The 15,057-nt window shown below is 70.2% G+C and carries 15 protein-coding genes; 11 read left to right on the forward strand and 4 right to left on the reverse strand.

Annotated features, from left to right (window positions below; translation table 11 throughout):
• The first annotated feature begins 369 nt into the window (after positions 1 to 369).
• Positions 370 to 981 carry a TetR/AcrR family transcriptional regulator gene (locus ADL12_RS26600; protein ID WP_062705987.1) on the forward strand — a complete coding sequence of 204 codons (612 nt, stop codon included), beginning with the start codon at positions 370 to 372 and terminating at the stop codon, positions 979 to 981.
• Between the two features lie 231 nt (positions 982 to 1,212).
• On the opposite strand, the gene ADL12_RS26605 is transcribed toward ADL12_RS26600, so the two are convergent.
• From ADL12_RS26605 to ADL12_RS26620, 4 genes are all read right to left on the reverse strand, one after another.
• Positions 1,213 to 1,536 (reverse strand): DMT family transporter, encoded by a 324-nt coding sequence (locus tag ADL12_RS26605; protein WP_062705989.1) that lies wholly within the window; start codon positions 1,534 to 1,536, stop codon positions 1,213 to 1,215.
• Between the two features lie 165 nt (positions 1,537 to 1,701).
• Positions 1,702 to 2,712 (reverse strand): ribosome small subunit-dependent GTPase A, encoded by a 1,011-nt coding sequence (gene rsgA, locus ADL12_RS26610; protein ID WP_062705992.1) that lies wholly within the window; start codon positions 2,710 to 2,712, stop codon positions 1,702 to 1,704.
• A gap of 12 nt (positions 2,713 to 2,724) precedes the next feature.
• A complete protein-coding gene (aroA, locus tag ADL12_RS26615; protein ID WP_062705995.1) occupies positions 2,725 to 4,044 on the reverse strand; it encodes a 3-phosphoshikimate 1-carboxyvinyltransferase in 1,320 nt (439 codons plus the stop codon).
• A gap of 157 nt (positions 4,045 to 4,201) precedes the next feature.
• Positions 4,202 to 4,924 carry a M50 family metallopeptidase gene (locus ADL12_RS26620; protein WP_062705998.1) on the reverse strand — a complete coding sequence of 241 codons (723 nt, stop codon included), beginning with the start codon at positions 4,922 to 4,924 and terminating at the stop codon, positions 4,202 to 4,204.
• A 50-nt stretch (positions 4,925 to 4,974) separates the two neighbouring features.
• On the opposite strand from ADL12_RS26620, the gene ADL12_RS26625 reads away from it, so the two are divergent.
• The 10 genes from ADL12_RS26625 to ADL12_RS26670 all read left to right on the forward strand — a co-directional run bounded on the left by ADL12_RS26625 (position 4,975) and on the right by ADL12_RS26670 (position 15,037).
• Complete coding sequence (locus ADL12_RS26625; RefSeq protein ID WP_062706001.1) at positions 4,975 to 5,814, forward strand: SOS response-associated peptidase; 840 nt, start codon at positions 4,975 to 4,977, stop codon at positions 5,812 to 5,814.
• Between the two features lie 19 nt (positions 5,815 to 5,833).
• Positions 5,834 to 6,463: an alpha/beta hydrolase family protein gene (locus tag ADL12_RS26630; protein ID WP_062706150.1), complete on the forward strand. Its 630-nt coding sequence runs from the start codon at positions 5,834 to 5,836 to the stop codon at positions 6,461 to 6,463.
• A gap of 257 nt (positions 6,464 to 6,720) precedes the next feature.
• Complete coding sequence (locus ADL12_RS26635; protein ID WP_062706004.1) at positions 6,721 to 7,416, forward strand: sigma-70 family RNA polymerase sigma factor; 696 nt, start codon at positions 6,721 to 6,723, stop codon at positions 7,414 to 7,416.
• Positions 7,413 to 7,715, forward strand: coding sequence for a mycothiol system anti-sigma-R factor (gene rsrA / locus ADL12_RS26640; RefSeq protein WP_030052446.1), 303 nt, complete (start codon positions 7,413 to 7,415; stop codon positions 7,713 to 7,715). Before ADL12_RS26635 ends, rsrA begins: the two co-directional genes overlap by 4 nt.
• A 134-nt stretch (positions 7,716 to 7,849) precedes the next feature.
• On the forward strand, positions 7,850 to 9,157 hold the full coding sequence (locus tag ADL12_RS26645; protein ID WP_062706007.1) for an HD-GYP domain-containing protein: 1,308 nt from the start codon (positions 7,850 to 7,852) through the stop codon (positions 9,155 to 9,157).
• Positions 9,154 to 10,416, forward strand: a complete 1,263-nt coding sequence (locus ADL12_RS26650) for an HD-GYP domain-containing protein (protein ID WP_062706010.1) — start codon at positions 9,154 to 9,156, stop codon at positions 10,414 to 10,416. Before ADL12_RS26645 ends, ADL12_RS26650 begins: the two co-directional genes overlap by 4 nt.
• 109 nt (positions 10,417 to 10,525) lie before the next feature.
• Positions 10,526 to 11,506 (forward strand): tetratricopeptide repeat protein, encoded by a 981-nt coding sequence (locus ADL12_RS26655; protein WP_062706013.1) that lies wholly within the window; start codon positions 10,526 to 10,528, stop codon positions 11,504 to 11,506.
• A 127-nt stretch (positions 11,507 to 11,633) separates the two neighbouring features.
• A complete protein-coding gene (gene def, locus ADL12_RS26660) occupies positions 11,634 to 12,284 on the forward strand; it encodes a peptide deformylase (RefSeq protein ID WP_062706015.1) in 651 nt (216 codons plus the stop codon).
• Positions 12,285 to 12,575: 291 nt separating this feature from the next.
• Complete coding sequence (cyc1, locus tag ADL12_RS26665) at positions 12,576 to 13,661, forward strand: epi-isozizaene synthase (RefSeq protein ID WP_107120037.1); 1,086 nt, start codon at positions 12,576 to 12,578, stop codon at positions 13,659 to 13,661.
• Complete coding sequence (locus ADL12_RS26670; protein WP_062706021.1) at positions 13,658 to 15,037, forward strand: bifunctional albaflavenone monooxygenase/terpene synthase; 1,380 nt, start codon at positions 13,658 to 13,660, stop codon at positions 15,035 to 15,037. The genes cyc1 and ADL12_RS26670 overlap by 4 nt, the downstream gene beginning before the upstream one ends.
• Positions 15,038 to 15,057: the final 20 nt, after the last annotated feature.

Here is a 15,057-nt window from a genome sequence, read left to right on the forward strand (position 1 = left end):
GCCCCGAGCCACGACGAAACCGCAGGCGCTACGCAAACCCCCACCCCACCCGCACAGGCCGCCCCAGGCCATCAGCTCCCACCCCCACTCACCCGCGCAGGCATCCCGCCCAACTGCCGGAGGCGCCCGGCCCAACCGCCGGACGCATCCCGCTCAACTGCCGGGGGCACCCCCGCTCAACCGTCGAAGGCGCCCGGCCCGACCGCCGGGGGCACTCCCGCCCGACCGTCAACCGCCGGAGGCACCCCGCCCGACCGTCGAAGGCCCGCGCGTCCCATGCGAATGGCGCCCCCGCGTGCCCTCGCGAACCCTTGACAGTGCCTCTGTGCGCGTCAAATCTGGGCGCAGAGCCGCTCGCCCAGGGAGGCGATGATGCCTGCAGCGCGGGAATCCCTGCTGGACGCCGCTTACACGGCGCTGGCGCGCCGGCCGTGGTCTGCCGTGCGGATGGTGGACGTGGCGGCGGCGGCCGGAGTGTCCCGGCAGACGCTGTACAACGAGTTCGGGAGCAAGGAAGGGCTGGCCCGCGCGCTCGTGAGGAGAGAGGCCGACGGATACCTCGCCGGCATCGACCGCGCGCTTGCCACGCACAGCGACGCCCGCGAGCGCCTCACCGCCACCGCGGAGTGGACCGCCGCACTGGCCCGCGACAACGCCCTCGTCCGCGCCATGCTCACCGGCTGCTGGAGCGAGCGGCTGCCCTCGCCGACGCTGTCCGCCGTGCCGTCCTCCTCGGCCGTACCGGCCCAGCGACGGGCCGACGGCCCACTCCCGTCACCCGGCGACTTCGTGGCCATCGTCCGCGACCGCGCCGTGGCGGTCCTCACCGGGCCCGGCATCAACAAGTCCGACACCCCCGACCTCACCCGCTCCTGCGAACTCGTCGTCAGGCTGGCCCTGTCCTGCGTCGCCGCCCCACCCGGCGAGGGCGGAGTCTCCGACCTCGTACGCAGTGCTCTGTACCGGCAGTTGACGAGCTGATCCGAGCGCCAGGGCCTGTCCGGCGGATCATGCCGGCGTCGCGGTGCCTGGCACGCGCTCCCCCAGCGGGGGGACCCCCATCGCGTCGCCCGCCGCGGTAGCGGCTGATCCCGCCGCGGTAGCGGCTGATCGACACGGCTCCTCCGCCTTGCAGCTGCACGCACCAGGCACCGCTCGGCTCGGCCGGTTCTGCACTGTTTCTTGCAGCCGGCCTGATCCGCCGGACAGGCCCTAGTGCGCCGACCCCGACAACTGCAATCCGATGATCCCCACGATCACCAGGCTGATCGACACGATCTTCAACGTCGACACGATGTCCCCGAGGAAGATCATCCCGTAGATCGCCGTACCCGCCGCCCCGATCCCCGTCCACACCGCATACGCCGGACCCACATCCAGCTTCTTCAGCGACAGCGTCAGCAGCCCGAAACTGCCGAGGGCGAAGATGCAGAAGGCGACGGTCGGCCAGAGCCGGGTGAAGCCGTGCGACAGCTTCAGGCAGACGGCGAAGCCGGTTTCGAGCAGCCCCGCCACGATGACCAGCAGCCACGCCATGTGCTGTCCTCCCGTATGCCCACGTTCTGTGACCGCTTCGTCAGGTTCAACAGGCTTCATCAGGCTTTGGTCAGGCTTGGATCCAGCTCGGTGCGATTATGCCCTTACCAGCCCTACAGAAAGACAAACAACGCGGAGGTCAGCCGCCTTCCTCGGCGGCGTTCCTCAGTCGCCTTCCGTGCGTTCCCGCGTCGCCAGCAGCCGCCGCAGCGAGTACAGCCGCGCCTGATCGGCGTGACCCTCCGCCACCCAGTCGTCCAGCGCGCAGTCCGGTTCGTCATGACTGCACGCACGCGGGCAGCCTTCGGTTCCCGATTCCAGGTCGGGGAACGCATGGATCACCCGCGACGGATCGACATGCGCCAGACCGAACGAGCGGACCCCGGGGGTGTCGATCACCCAGCCGCCGACCTCCGTCAGCGGCAGCGCCAGTGCCGACGTCGTCGTGTGCCGCCCCCGACCCGTCACCGCGTTCACATGACCGGTCGAACGCCGCTGTTCCTCCGACACCAGCGCGTTCACCAGCGTCGTCTTGCCCACACCCGAGTGACCGACGAACGCCGTGACCCTGCCGTCCAGTTGCTCGCGCACCCGGTCCGCCGCGCCGCCGTTCTCCAGCTCCTCACGGCTGGTGACGACATACGGGATGTCCAAGGCGCCGTAGAGCTCCAGGAGTTTGTCCGGCGGTGCCAGGTCCGACTTCGTCATCACCAGCAGCGGCTCCAGACCCCCGTCGAACGCCGCCACCAGACAGCGGTCGATCAGCCGGGGGCGTGGCTCGGGGTCGGCGAGGGCGGTGACGATGGCGAGTTGGTCGGCGTTCGCCACCACGACGCGCTCGAACGGATCGTCGTCGTCGGCGGTGCGGCGCAACACCGACGTCCGCTCCTCGATCCGTACGATCCGCGCCAGTGTGTCCTTCTTGCCGGACATGTCGCCGACCAGCGCCACCCGGTCCCCGACCACCGCGGCCTTGCGGCCGAGTTCGCGGGCCTTCATCGCCATCACGACCCGGTCCCCGACGAGGCAGGTCAGACGCCCGCGGTCGACGGTGAGGATCATGCCCTCGGCGGCGTCCTCGTGCTTGGGCCGGATGTTCGTCCGGGGTCGGGTGTTGCGACGTCCGGGGCGGCTGCGGATGTCGTCCTCGTCGGTGTGCTTGCCGTAGCGGCGCATGGCAGTGAGTCCCTACGCCCCGAGCATCCCGGTCCACAGCTCGGGAAAGTCCGGCAGGGTCTTCGCCGTCGTCGCCACGTTCTCGATCCGTACGCCCTCGACCGCGAGGCCGATGATCGCGCCGGCCGTCGCCATGCGGTGGTCGTCGTAGGTGTGGAAGACCCCGCCGTGCAGCCGACGCGGGCGGATGTGCAGGCCGTCGGCGGTCTCGGTGACGTCACCGCCGAGTTCGTTGATCTCCTTGGTCAGCGCGGCCAGGCGGTCCGTCTCGTGCAGCCGCAGGTGTGCGACGCCACGGAGCGTGGACGGGGAGTCCGCGAGGGCGGCGACCGCCGCGATGCCCGGGGTCAGTTCGCCGACCTCGCTCAGGTCCACGTCGATGCCGTGGATCGCACCTGAACCCGTGAACACGAGCCCGTACTCGGTGAGTTCGCAGGAACCGCCCATCTCGGTGAAGATCTCGCGCAGCCGGTCACCGGGCTGGGTGGTACGGGCCGGCCAGTCCGGGATGAGCACCTTGCCGCCGGTCACCAGCGCCGCGGCCAGGAACGGCTGGGCGTTGGACAGGTCCGGCTCGATGGTGAGATCGCGGCCGAGCAGGGCGCCCGGCGTGACCCGCCAGACGTTCGGCTCGCCGCCCGACTCCGGGGTGTCCACCTGGGCGCCGACCGCGCGCAGCATGTCGACGGTCATGCGGATGTGCGGCATCGAGGGGAGCGTGGAGCCGATGTGGCGGACCTCGACGCCCTGGTTGAAGCGCGGGCCGGAGAGCAGCAGCGCCGACACGAACTGGGACGACGACGAGGCGTCGATCTCCACCGGGCCGCCGTCGAGGGCACCTCCGCCGTGCACCGTCAGCGGCAGCGCGCCCCGGCCGTCGTCGTCGATGCGGGCGCCGAGGGCGCGCAGGGCGTCGATCACGCCGTGCAGGGGACGCTCGTACGACCTCGGGTCGCCGTCGAAGCGGATGGGGCCGTCGGCCAGCGCGGCGACCGGCGGCAGGAAGCGCATCACCGTGCCGGCGTTGCCGACGTCGACCGTGGCCGGGCCCCGCAGGCCCGCCGGGAGCACGCGCCACGCCTCGCCGGTGCCCTCGGGGCCCACGCCCTCCTCGATGCCGACGCCCATCGCCCGCAGGGCGCCGGCCATCAGCAGGGTGTCGCGGGAGCGGAGGGGGCGGCGCAGCCAGCCCGGTTCTGAGGCGAGGGCTGCCAGGACGAGGGCGCGGTTGGTGACCGACTTGGACCCGGGCACGTGGATCGTCGCGTCGACGGCTCCGCTTGCGTGCGGGGCGGGCCAGAGGGCGGATTGTGCGGCGGGGTTTTGGGCCATGGGTTCACTTTATAAGGAGGGGGTTGTGCAGGCCGTTCTTCGGGTGCGGCGCCGTGGGGGCTGGTCGCTCCCCCACTCTCGGCTTCGCTCGAGCGGGGGACCCCCATCGCGGCGGAGCCGCATATCGATACAGCCCCGTGCCCCTGAAGGTTGGCTGTCACACCGCCAGCAGCCAGCGGCCCCCGCCTATCAGCGAACACAGCGACACCGCGTGGAACAGGAACAGCCACAGGCCCGCCGGCACGTGCGTGAGCCTCGAAAGCTGATCCGCGTCTGAGTCTCCCGCCCCGCCCCTCGCCCTCTTCGCCTGCAGCTCGAACGCCGGTCGTACCCCGCCCACCAGCAGGAACCACACCACCGCATACGCGAACGCCGCCTGCACCTGTGGCCCGGTCAGCCAGCTCACCAGGACGAACGTGCCGCCCGTCACGAACACCGTCAGCGCGCCGTACGCGTTGCGGATCATCACCAGCATCGCCACCAGCAGGGCCGTCGCCAGCCACAGCAGCAGGGTGATGCGGCCGGAGGCGAGCAGGGCGGCGCCGCCCAGGCCCAGCAGTGGGGGAGCCGTGTAGCCGGCGGCCGCGGTGAGGATCATGCCGAGGCCGTGCGGCTTGCCGCGGCTGACGGTGAGGCCGCTGGTGTCGGAGTGCAGGCGTATGCCGGTCAGGGTCCGGCCGGTCAGCAGCGCCACCAGGCCGTGGCCGCCCTCGTGGGCGATGGTGATGGCGTTGCGCGAGACGCGCCACAGGACGTGCGGGACGACCACGGCGAGCGCGGCGACGAGAGCGGCGATCACCACCCACACGTCGGGGTCGGGCTGAGTACCGGAGACCTCGTCCCAGAGGGAGGCGAGCGAGGCGGATGCGGTGCTGTCCATGTAAGGCGATGGCTCCCTGTGGTCGGATGGAATCTGGCAGTGTGGCACGTATGTGCGGACGGTATGCATCGAGTCGTGGGCCCGAGGATCTCGCAGGAATCTTTGAGATCGAGAAGTGGGAGCCCGAGGAGACCCTGGAGCCGGATTACAACGTGGCGCCGACGAAAGAGGTCCACGTCGTCCTCGACCGTCCCGTGAAAGACGCCGACGCTGCATCCACTAGTTCCTCCGTCAGGGGTCGCCCGGTTCGGCAGCTGCGAAAGCTGAAGTGGGGGCTGGTGCCCAGTTGGTCCAAGACCCCCGAGAGCGCCTTCAAAATGATCAACGCGCGCGCGGAGACGGTGCACGAGAAGCCGTCGTTCCGGCGGGCCTTCACCTCCCGGCGCTGCATCATCCCCGCCGACGGCTACTACGAGTGGGTCACCGGCGCGCAGGAGCGGGACCTGGAGGTCGAGGGGAAGCGGAAGCGGCCGCGCAAGCAGCCGTACTTCGTGCTGCCCGCCGACGGGTCGGTGTTCGCGATGGCGGGGCTGTACGAGTTCTGGCGGGACCGGACGCTGCCCGACGAGCATCCCCAGGCCTGGTGGGTGACCTGCTCCGTCATCACGACGGAGGCGGAGACGACCCCGCTGGCGGTGGCGCCGCCGGAGGGCCCGAACGCGCTGGCCGACATCCACCCCCGGATGCCGCTGATGCTGACACCGGAGCGGTGGGACGCCTGGCTCGACCCCTCCCGTACCGACCCCGAGGAGCTGCGGACGCTGCTCGCCCCGCCGCCCGCCGGACTGATGCGCGCCTACCCCGTCTCCACGCTGGTCAGCAACGTCCGCAACAACGGCCCGGAGCTGCTGAAGGAGCTGGACGGCCCCGAAGAGGGCACACTCTTCTGACGTGACGACCGAGTCTGACGTGACGACCGAGATCATTGGTACGGACGCGGGGGACGCCCGCATCACCTGGCACCCGGCGAAGAAGGCGCGGCTGGTCCTGGCCGTGAGCCATGGCGCCGGAGGCGGCATCGAGGCGCGGGACCTGAGGGCGCTCGCCCAGGTCCTGCCGGCCCACGGGGTGACCGTCGCCCTCGTGGAGCAGCCCTGGAGGGTGGCCGGCAAGAAGGTGGCGCCCGCCCCGAAGACCCTCGACGTCGGCTGGCGCGGCATCTGGCCCGCGCTCGCCGAGCCCGGGTCGCCCGTGGTCTCCGGCGGGCGCAGTGCCGGGGCGCGCGTGGCCTGCCGTACCGCCACGGAGCTGGGTGCGCGGGCCGTACTCGCGCTGAGCTTTCCGCTGCACCCGCCGGGCAAGCCCGAGAGGTCCCGTGCCGACGAGTTGCTCGGGGCCGGGGTGCCCACCCTCGTCGTCCAGGGCGGCAACGATCCGTTCGGGAAGCCGGAGGAGTTCCCGGACGGCGACTTCGAGCTGGTCGAGGTGGAGTACGGCGATCACGGGTTCGCCGTACCCAAACGGGCGCCCCTCGATCAGGACGAGGCCGTGGCGATCATCACGGACGCGGTGGTGAAGTGGGTCGGATCACTCGGGTAAAGGTTCGGGAATGTCGGCGGCCCGGCCTCTGTTGTGGCGGACAGCGGTGCTGAACGGGCAGCGCAGACGTCGTAGGAGAGGAAGTCCGCCGCATGGGTTCGACCTTCTGCCCGAGCCGTGGCAGCCGTGCTGACCTGGACTGGACAGTGCTGCACGCGGCCAGGACCGCTCCTATTCGAGCGGCGGCAGGTACGCCAGGTCGTCTATCCTCCGATTCAGGCGGGACCGGATTCGGTCCTGCCCGGAATCTTGAGGAGGTGGGTCCGGTTCCCGGTACCGACGCAGGGACCGACAACGGCCAGGCGGAGCAGCCCGAGGGCCTGGGCACGAGTGCGGACATGTCCGCGGAGACGACCGCCGAGCGCAGCGCGCGCTTCGAGCGGGACGCGCTCGAATTCCTCGACCAGATGTACTCGGCCGCCCTGCGCATGACGCGCAACCCGGCCGACGCCGAGGACCTGGTGCAGGAGACGTACGCCAAGGCGTACGCGTCCTTCCACCAGTTCCGCGAGGGCACCAACCTGAAGGCGTGGCTGTACCGGATCCTCACCAACACCTTCATCAACTCCTACCGCAAGAAGCAGCGTGAGCCGCAGCGTTCGGCGGCGGAGGAGATCGAGGACTGGCAGCTCGCCCGCGCCGAGTCGCACATGTCGACGGGTCTGCGCTCCGCGGAGTCGCAGGCGCTCGACCACCTGCCCGACTCGGACGTGAAGGAAGCGCTCCAGGCGATCCCTGAGGAATTCCGCATCGCCGTGTACCTCGCCGACGTCGAGGGCTTTGCGTACAAGGAGATCGCGGACATCATGGGGACACCCATCGGTACGGTGATGTCCCGGCTGCACCGGGGCCGCCGTCAACTGCGCGGCATGCTCGAGGACTACGCCCGTGAGCGCGGGCTGGTCCCGGCCGGCGCCGGAGAGTCGAACGACGTGAAAGGTTCGGGCTCATGAGCTGCGGAGAGCCGCACGAGACGGACTGCAGTGAGGTACTCGATCATCTCTATGAGTTTCTCGACAGTGAGATGCCGGACGTCGATCGCGACAAGTTCAAGCAGCATTTCACGGAGTGCTCGCCGTGCCTGGAGAAGTACGGCCTGGAAGAGGCCGTGAAGAAGCTGGTCAAGCGCTGCTGCGGGCATGACGACGTGCCGACCGACCTGCGCGCCAAGGTCCTGGGACGGCTCGACCTGATCCGCTCCGGACAGGCGGTGCCCGACCACGACGTGACCGCGACGCCGCAGGAGTCCTGAACTCCCTGTCCCAGGAACGGGCTGTCGTCACTCGAACGTGCTAATCGGCGCGTGACAAGCCCGCAGCCGCCCCTCTCACCGACCTAGGCTCTCCCGTTGAGCTGAGCAGGTCACGGTGGAGAGGGGCGTCGAAGATGGAGGCGCTACCGGCACGGGCGCGTGTGTATGTCGCCTGTGTGGCGCTGTGCGCCCTCGCCTGCCTCCTGCCGTTGCTCGCGCCCCACACGCCCTGGTGGGCGGTCCTCATGCTCGCCGCGCTGTATGCCTCCGGCGAGCAGATCACCGCCCGATGGCGGTTCGCTGGCACCTTCTATCCCGTGCTGCTCGCCGGGGCCTTTCTGCTGCCGCCGTCCGCCGCCGCGCTGGTCGCGGTGCCGGGTGCCCTGCTGTCGCCGGCCGGGCAGCGGCCGCTGTGGACACGTCGGATCTGGCGGGCCGCCCAGCTCGCCGTGGCCGTCTGGGCGGCGGCCCGGGTGCACCGGTCACTGGACGGGCGGGATGCCGTGGCGGCGGGCGAATTCCCGTGTGCGCTGCTGTCGGCCGGGGGTGCGGTACTGACGCTCTGCCTGGTCCTGACCGCGCTGGACGGCGGGATTCTCACCGTTGCCGAGCGCGTGCCGGCGCGGCGTGCTTGGCGTGGACTGTTCCTGCGGTCGCTCGCGCCCCTGTCCGTACACGGTCTGGCCGGGCTGATGATGGCCGTGCTGTGGCGCAGTCCGTACGGCTCCGTCGCGGCGCTGCTCGTGCTGCTGCCGATGTGTGTGTCGTGGTGGGTGTTCGCCCAGTACCACCGGGAACGCGCGGCTCATCAGTCGACCATTCGGGCGCTGGTCCAGGCCGTCGACATCAAGGACGGCTACACCCGCGGCCACAGCGAGCGGGTCGGGCAGGCCTCGATGATGATCGCGCATGAGCTGGGCCTGGCCGACGAGCGCGTCGAGGTGCTGCGGTTCGCCGGGATCCTGCACGACGTGGGCAAGCTCGGCGTGCCCACGCGGCTGCTGCGGAAGAACGGGCCGCTCACGCCCGAGGAGCGTCGGGTGATCGAGCTGCACCCCGAGTACGGGCACGAGATGGTCCGGGGGATCTCCTTCCTCGGCGAGGCCCGGGCCGCCGTACTGCATCACCATGAGCGGCTGGACGGGAGCGGGTACCCCTACGGGCTGAGGGGAAGCCAGATCCCGGAGTCGGCGCGGGTGGTGGCGGTCGCCGACGCGTTCGACGCGATGACGTCGACCCGGTCGTATTCGAGGGCCCGGCCCGTGTCCGTCGCCCTGCGGGAGCTGGAGAAGTGCGCGGGCTCGCAGTTCGACCCCCTGATGGTCACGGCCCTCGCCCGAGCCGTGGACCAGTACGGATGGCATCCCGCCGTGACCGCCGACGAGGTGTGTACGCCCCCTGCGCGCCCGCCGGTCGCGCGTGTTCCGGGAGCGCACCGATGAGCGCCCCCTGTACCCCCTGTACCGCCGGAAAGCCGCCCTTCCTCCTCACCCTCGTCCACACCTCCGCGGCTCTCCTCGCCGCAGGCTCCCTCCTCGGCACCCTCTGGCACGGGCTCGACGAACGCGGCATCGCCCTCGCCTTCGGCGTCCTCGTCACCGTCGGCGAGCTCACCCGGTGGACCGGAGCGGAGGGCAGGGAGGCCGCCCCGCTCGGCGCCGCCGCGGCGCTGTCGTACGCCCTGCTGGGGGAGGACGGCGGGCACCCCACCCACCACGGGGGCCTGCAGGTCGGCGCCGTCGTCCTCGCCGCCTCGCTGCTCGGCAGCGTGCCGCACCTCGCGCGCGGGCGCCCCGTGCTCGACCACCTCGCCCGGCGCGTGCTCACCGCCGGCTTCGCCGCCGTCTGCTTCCAACCCCTGTACAACCAGGGCACGTTCCAAGGCTGGGGCCCGGGATACGCCCTGCTCCTGCTCGCGATCCTCTCCCTCACCGCCCTGTGCGACGCCCTGCTCGCCGCCGCGCTGGCCCACTCCCGCACCCGGTGGCCGTTCGGGCCGTTGCTGCGGGACGAGCTGCGGGCGACGCTCGGGATCGGGTCGGCCGTCTGCGCGACGGGCGCGGTGATGGCGCTCGCGGTCGCCGTGGTCGGGCTGTGGGCGCTGCCCGTCTTCTCACTCCCCCTCCTGCTCACCCAGATGTCCCTGCGCCGCTACGCCGCCGTGCGCACCACCTACCGGCAGACCATCGCCTCCCTCGCCCGGGCCACCGAGATCGCCGGGTACACGCCGGCCGGACACGCCCGGCGGGTGGCGGCGCTCAGCCGGGAGGTCGGGCGGGACCTGGGCCTGAGCGAGGCGGAGCTCACCGTGCTGGAGTACGCGGCGCTCATGCATGACATCGGGCAGCTGAGCCTGGTCGACCCGGTGCCGGCCGGGGCCACCGCCGGGCTGCCCGTCGAGGAACAGCGGCGGATCGCGCTGCTCGGCGGGGCCGTCGTACGGCAGACCGGGGTGCCTGCGCAGGTCGCGACGGTCGTGGAGCGGCTCGCCGATCCCTGCCCGGAGCAGCCGGTCGCCGCGCGGATCGTGCGAGCCGTGAACGCCTACGAGGAGAAGGCGCGGGACGCCGGGCCCGGCGGGCCCCTGAAGGCGCTGGAAGAGCTGCGGCTGGGCACTGCCGGGGACTACGCCCCGGAGGTGGTGGATTCGCTCGCACGGGTGCTGTCCAGAGACTGTCTGACATGGCCTGTGGCGGGGTAACCCATGGGTAATGAGCGCCCTTCCAGCCGTACGTGGTTGGATGCGAATGAGAGGGTGTCCGGGGGCGAGCACTAGCCAGCCCACTCCACGGAACTGGCAGGCGGGAATCGTGAGGATCTTCGGCAAGGGACGGCACCGGCCCTCCGCCTCCTGGCGGCAGGCCACCGACCGTGCGTTCACGTTGATCGGCGACGGTCGGTACGAGGACGCGGGCGCGTTGCTGACGCGGGCCGCCGATCTGGAGCCCTGGCTTTCGGAGTCCTGGTTCAACCTCGCCCTGCTGCACAAGTTCCGGCACGACTGGGAGCAGGCCCGGGCGGCCGGGCTGCGTGCCGTGGCGCTGCTCGACCGGGAGACCGGGGCGCCCGACTGGTGGAACGTCGGCATCGCGGCGACCGCCCTGCAGGACTGGCCGCTGGCCCGGCGGGCCTGGCAGGCGTATGGGCTGCGGGTGCCCGGCGGCGCGACCGAGTCCGGTGAGCCGGTCGGCATGGACCTGGGCAGCGCGGCGGTACGGCTGTCCCCCGAGGGGGAGGCCGAGGTCGTGTGGGGGCGGCGGCTCGACCCCGCCCGCATCGAAGTGCTGTCGATCCCGCTGCCGTCCTCCGGGCGCCGCTGGGGCGAGGTCGTGCTGCACGACGGGGTGCCGCACGGCGAGCGGACCACCTCCGCCGGGCACGCCTACCCCGTCTTCGACGAGATCGAGCTGTGGGCGCCGTCGCCGGTGCCCACCTGGGTGGTCCTCCTGGAGGCCGCCACCGAGGCCGACCGGGACGCGCTGGAGCAGCTCGCGGCCGATGCCGGGTTCGCCGCGGAGGACTGGTCGTCGTCGGTGCGGCTGCTGTGCCGGATGTGCTCCGAGTCGCGGATGCCGTCCGACGAGGGCGACGGGGAGCACCTGGACCCGCACGACCACAGTGAGCCGGGTCACCCCGGGCCGCTGGGGCACCGCACCGACGGGCAGCTGTGGGTGCCGGAGCGGGAGTGCGGCGTGGCCGCCCCGGCCTCTTTGGTGCGGGGTTTGCTGGACGGGTGGGTTGCTGACAGTCCGGATTCGCGGGATTGGCGGGATCTCGAAGAGGTCTGTTAGGACCATTGCCGACTGCAGGTTCGTCGCGGCTGGTCGCGCAGTTCCCCGCGCCCCTTCAGGGGCGCGTTCCCCGTACCCTGTATCAGCACCACACCCCCTGTTTTTCTGAGGAAGGCATACGTCGGTCATGGCCCAGCAGGACACCGAGCAGCAGCACGTGGGCGTGCTCCCCGTGGACGACGAGGGGTTCGTCGTCGACACCGAGGACACGGAGGAGCGCGAGAACGCCTGGCGTGAGCGTGGCACCTCGCGGCCCATCACGGTCGTCGGGAACCCGGTGCTGCACAAGGAGTGCAAGGACGTCACCGAGTTCGGCGCGGAGCTGGACCAGCTGGTGGCGGACATGTTCGCCTCGCAGCGCACCGCCGAGGGCGTGGGCCTGGCCGCCAACCAGATCGGCGTCGACCTGAAGGTCTTCGTCTACGACTGCATGGACGACCAGGGCAGGCAGCACGTCGGCGTGGTCTGCAACCCCAAGCTCGTCGAGCTGCCCGCCGACAAGCGCCGCCTGGACGACAGCAACGAGGGCTGCCTGTCCGTGCCGACGGCGTACGCGCCGCTGGCCCGCCCCGACTACGCCGAGGTGACCGGGCAGGACGAGAAGGGCAACCCGATCAAGGTGCGCGGCACCGGGTACTTCGCTCGGTGTTTGCAGCACGAGACCGACCACCTGTACGGCTACCTCTACATCGACCGTCTCTCCAAGCGGGAGCGCAAGGACGCGCTCCGGCAGATGGCCGAGAACGAGCCCCGTTACCCCGTCGTCGCGAACGGCTGAGGCCAGCTCAACAGCCCCACAAGTCCCCTCCGTACGGCGCCTGTTCAGGATCCCCTTCCCGACCAGGCGCCGTTCGCATGTCCGTCGCACGTTCGATCCCATACGCGCAGGTTGTGATCCGGAATCGGTCACATAGGGGGAGATTCTCGGCACCGAGGGGTAGTGAATGAAGCAAATCCGTTCCCAGATCGGTCAGTTGTGGTGCTGAATGGAAGTGCGGGGATATGCGACGGCGCACGCCCGGCACGGCGGGAGGGGCGTGTACAACTGGCGGCTGAGAGGGGTTTGTTCGTGCATGCTTTCTCGCGCAGCACCACATCGACACCGACGGCGGTCCCGGTACCACCAGCGCTCTCTCTCCCGGTGATCGAAGCAGCGTTTCCCAGGCAACTCCATCCGTATTGGCCCCAACTTCAGGAGAAGACCCGCACCTGGCTGCTGGAAAGGCGGCTGATGCCGGCCGACAAGGTCGAAGAATATGCCGACGGCCTTTGCTACACCGACCTCATGGCGGGGTACTACATCGGCGCCTCCGACGAGGTGCTCCAGGCGATTGCGGACTACAGCGCATGGTTCTTCGTCTGGGACGACCGGCACGACCGTGACATCGTCCACCACCGTCCGGCCGCCTGGCGTCGGCTGAGGTTCCGCCTGCACGCGGCGCTCGATTCACCCCAGGACCATCTGCACCACGAGGACCCGCTGGTCGCGGGGTTCGCGGACAGCATGGTGCGGCTGTACTCGTTTCTGCCCCGCACCTGGAACACCCGGTTCGCCCGTCACTTCCACGCGGTGATCGAGGCATACGACCAGGAATTCCGCAATCGCACCGAGGGGTATGTCCCCACGGTCGAGGATTACCTCGAACTGCGTCGGCTCACCTTCGCGCACTGGATCTGGACCGACCTTCTCGAGCTGAGCGCCGGGCTGGAACTGCCGGACCATGTACGAAAACACCCGGCATATCGGCGGGCGGCATTATTGAGCCAGGAATTCGCCGCCTGGTACAACGACCTCTGCTCATTCCCCAAGGAAATCGCGGGCGACGAGGTCCACAATCTCGGAATCAGTCTCATCACGCACAAGGGGCTGACTCTGGAAGAGACGGTGGCGGAAGTGAGGCGGCGCGTCGAGGGCTGCATATCCGATTTCCGCGTGGCCGAGCGGGACGCCCTCGAATTCGCCGACTCACTGGCCGACGGCACGGTGTGGGGGAAAGAACTCAGCGCCGCCGTGCGCGCCTGCGTCCGCAATATGCGCAACTGGTACAGCTCGGTCTACTGGTTCCACCACGAGTCCGGCCGGTACCGGGTCGACAGCTGGGACGACCGGTCCACGCCCCCGTACGTCAACAACGAAGCGGCAGGTGAGAAATGACCGTCGAGTCCGTCCGCCCCGAAGCCCAGCCCCCTGTGGCTCCGGAGCTGCGTGAGCCGCCCCTCGCGGGCGGCGGAGTTCCGCTTCTCGGCCACGGCTGGAAGATGGTCCGTGATCCGCTGGCCTTCATGGCCACGCTCCGGGAGCACGGCGACGTCGTACGGATCAAGCTCGGCCCGAAGACGGTGTACGCCGTCACCGCGCCGGACCTCACCGGGGCGCTGGCGCTGAGCACCGACTTCGAGATCGCCGGGCCGCTGTGGGAGTCCCTGGAAGGCCTGCTCGGCAAGGAGGGCGTGGCCACGGCGAACGGCCCCCGGCACCGGCGTCAGCGGCGCACCATCCAGCCCGCCTTCCGGCTCGACGCGATCCCCGGGTACGGGCCGATCATGGAGGAGGAGGCACACGCGCTGACCGAGCGCTGGAAGCCCGGCGAGACCATCGACTGCACCTCCGAGTCGTTCCGGATCGCCGTGCGCATCGCCGCCCGCTGTCTGCTGCGCGGCGCGTACATGGACGTGCGGGCCGAGCGGCTGTGTGCCGCGCTCGACACCCTCTTCCGCGGTATGTACCGGCGGATGGTGATCCCGCTCGGGCCGCTTTACAACCTGCCGCTCCCGGCCAACCGCACATTCAACCGCGCCCTGGCCGATTTCCATCTCCTGGTCGACGAGATCGTCGCCGAACGCCGGGCATCTGGTCAAAAGCCGGACGATTTGCTGACGGCATTGCTCGACGCGAAGGACGAGAATGGCGATCCCATCGGGGAACAGGAGATCCACGATCAGGTCGTCGCGATACTCACCGCGGGCGCCGAAACCGTGGCCTCCACGATCATGTGGCTGCTCCATGTGCTCTCGGAACATCCGGAACACGCCGACAAGGTGTGTGCAGAGGTCGAATCCGTCACCGGTGGCCGGCCCGTGGCATTCGAGGACGTCCGCAGGCTCGGGCACACCGGCAATGTCGTCGTGGAGGCGATGCGTTTGCGACCCGCCATCTGGATTCTGACGCGACGGGCGGTGGCCGATACGTCACTGGGTGGCTATCGCATTCCGGCCGGGGCCGACATCGTCTACAGTCCCTACGCCATCCAGCGCGACCCGAAGTCGTACGCGCACCACCTGGAGTTCGACCCCGACCGCTGGCTTCCGGAACGCGTCAAGGACGTACCGAAATACGCCATGAGCCCGTTCGGCGTCGGCAACCGCAAGTGCCCGAGCGACCACTTCTCCATGGCGATGCTGACGCTGCTCACGGCGGCGCTGTCCACCGCGTACCGCTTCGAGCAGGTGTCCGGTTCGAGTGATGCGACGCGGGTGGGTATCACGCTCCACCCGCATGAACTGCTGCTGAGGCCGGTGCCGAGGGACTGACACCAGCCGGGGGACTGACC

The sequence above is a fragment of the Streptomyces regalis genome (assembly GCF_001509475.1).
Classification (GTDB): domain Bacteria; phylum Actinomycetota; class Actinomycetes; order Streptomycetales; family Streptomycetaceae; genus Streptomyces; species Streptomyces regalis.

Coding starts and splice junctions, on each gene's coding strand:
- ADL12_RS26600 (WP_062705987.1), top strand. CDS start 370: ATGATGCCTGCAGCGCGGGAATCCCTGCTGGACGCCGCTTACACGGCG.
- ADL12_RS26605 (WP_062705989.1), bottom strand. CDS start 1,536: ATGGCGTGGCTGCTGGTCATCGTGGCGGGGCTGCTCGAAACCGGCTTC.
- rsgA (WP_062705992.1), bottom strand. CDS start 2,712: ATGCGCCGCTACGGCAAGCACACCGACGAGGACGACATCCGCAGCCGC.
- aroA (WP_062705995.1), bottom strand. CDS start 4,044: ATGGCCCAAAACCCCGCCGCACAATCCGCCCTCTGGCCCGCCCCGCAC.
- ADL12_RS26620 (WP_062705998.1), bottom strand. CDS start 4,924: ATGGACAGCACCGCATCCGCCTCGCTCGCCTCCCTCTGGGACGAGGTC.
- ADL12_RS26625 (WP_062706001.1), top strand. CDS start 4,975: ATGTGCGGACGGTATGCATCGAGTCGTGGGCCCGAGGATCTCGCAGGA.
- rsrA (WP_030052446.1), top strand. CDS start 7,413: ATGAGCTGCGGAGAGCCGCACGAGACGGACTGCAGTGAGGTACTCGAT.
- ADL12_RS26645 (WP_062706007.1), top strand. CDS start 7,850: ATGGAGGCGCTACCGGCACGGGCGCGTGTGTATGTCGCCTGTGTGGCG.
- ADL12_RS26650 (WP_062706010.1), top strand. CDS start 9,154: ATGAGCGCCCCCTGTACCCCCTGTACCGCCGGAAAGCCGCCCTTCCTC.
- def (WP_062706015.1), top strand. CDS start 11,634: ATGGCCCAGCAGGACACCGAGCAGCAGCACGTGGGCGTGCTCCCCGTG.
- ADL12_RS26670 (WP_062706021.1), top strand. CDS start 13,658: ATGACCGTCGAGTCCGTCCGCCCCGAAGCCCAGCCCCCTGTGGCTCCG.